The sequence below is a fragment of the Ruminococcus sp. J1101004sp1_RTP21198st1_B9_RTP21198_201120 genome (genome assembly GCF_040924245.1).
Lineage (GTDB): Bacteria > Bacillota > Clostridia > Lachnospirales > Lachnospiraceae > Blautia_A > Blautia_A faecis.
Window position 1 is genome coordinate 1 of the sequence record NZ_JBCOMI010000077.1, and the last position, 1,723, is coordinate 1,723.

Annotated in this window: 2 protein-coding genes; both read left to right on the top strand. The window is 36.9% G+C overall.

The genetic code is table 11. The annotated features are described in order from the left end of the window. Positions 1–68: 68 nt before the first annotated feature. Positions 69–746 (top strand): helix-turn-helix domain-containing protein, encoded by a 678-nt coding sequence (locus AB5618_RS21305; RefSeq protein WP_195698868.1) that lies wholly within the window; start codon positions 69–71, stop codon positions 744–746. Positions 747–748: 2 nt separating this feature from the next. After that, complete coding sequence (locus AB5618_RS21310) at positions 749–1,645, top strand: IS3 family transposase (RefSeq protein WP_173736705.1); 897 nt, start codon at positions 749–751, stop codon at positions 1,643–1,645. The last annotated feature ends 78 nt before the right edge of the window (positions 1,646–1,723 follow it).

The following is a 1,723-nucleotide window of genomic DNA, read 5'->3' on the forward strand; positions in this document are numbered from 1 at the left end:
TGATATGCTCCCTTCTAGGTAGACAAGTGAAATAATAAAAACTTGTCACTTAGGAGGGAGCATATTTTATGTCTAAAAGAAAAGTATCTGTTGCGGATAAGATATATGCTGTAAATCTATATCTGGATGGAAAAGAAAGTCAACGGCGAATTGCCGATATGTTTGATGTAAGTCTCGCATCTGTCCAACAATGGATTCGAAACTATGAATCTATGGGAGCAAATGCATTCACATTGAAAGGGAATAAAAAATATTCCAAAGAATTGAAACAACAAGCAGTCGTAGATTATTTAGCAGGCTATGGTTCTCAAGATGATATTTGCAAAAAATACGGAATCCGTTCAAAAGCTAAGTTACAAATCTGGATAAAGAAGTATAATGGTCATGAAGAATTAAAATCTTCTGGAACAGGAGGAAGCATTATCATGACCAAAGGAAGAAAAACCACTTTTGAAGAACGGGTTGAAATAGTACAGTATTGTATCGCACATAATCGTAATTATGCCAAAACAGCAGAACAATACCAGGTGTCCTATCAACAGGCTCGCAATTATATAGTCAAATATGAAGCTGGTGGAGTAGAAGCTTTAAGAGATAACCGTGGCAAACGAAAACGTCCCGATGAGATGAGTGAATTAGAAAAGCTGCGTGCTGAAGTTAAAATTTTAAAAGCAGAGAAAGAACGTGCTGAAATGGAGGCATCTTTTTTAAAAAAACTCGAAGAAATAGAGAGGAGGCGGGGCTAAGCCTGGTCCGTCATGAACATATATATCAGGCAATCAAAGAAGAACATGAAGATCATAATTATTCAGTTGCTGCACTTTGCAAACTTGGTAATGTTTCTAGAGCAGCTTATTATAAATGGCTACACAGAGAAATTCCCAAAAGCGAGCAAAAGAATAGGTTTATTGCTGACAAGATAGAAAAGATTCACACAGACTCACCGGATAAAGGCTATCGAAGGATCAGAGATGATTTGGAACGATATCATGGTATTGATATAAACGATAAACGTGTGTTACGCATTTGCCGTAAACTTAATATAAAATCAACTATCAAGTATTCTAACAACGGATGCACAAGACAGGCTGCAGACCCTCAGTATATAGCTGAAAACATACTTAATCGGGAGTTCACTGCCAAAGCACCAAATGAAAAATGGCTCACTGATGTGACAGAATTCCATTATTATATTGGGATTGAAAAGCATAAAGTTTATCTAAGTGCAATACTGGACCTATATGATAGACGGATTGTTTCGTATGTTATTCGTGATAAGAACAACAATGCTTTGGTGTTTGATACGGTAGACAATGCTTTACTTAGAAATCCTGGTGCGCAGCCACTGTTTCACAGTGACAGGGGATTCCAATATACGAACAGGACATTTCATACAAAACTTGTAAATGCTGGAATAATACAAAGCATGTCGCGAGTTGCTAAATGTATCGACAATGGACCAATGGAAGGCTTTTGGGGGATTTTGAAGAGAGAGCGATACTATGGAAAACGATTCACTGATAGAGGTACTCTCGTAAAAATGATCGAAGATTATATAGATTACTATAACAATAAACGCTTACAAAGGAATCTCGGAATTTTAACACCAATGGAAAAACACGAAATTTACTTGCAAGCCGCATAAAAACTGCCAGCAGATAAATTTCTGCTGGCAGGAAAAATTTATATTTTTTCAATTGTCTACTTGACGGGGAGCGGTTCA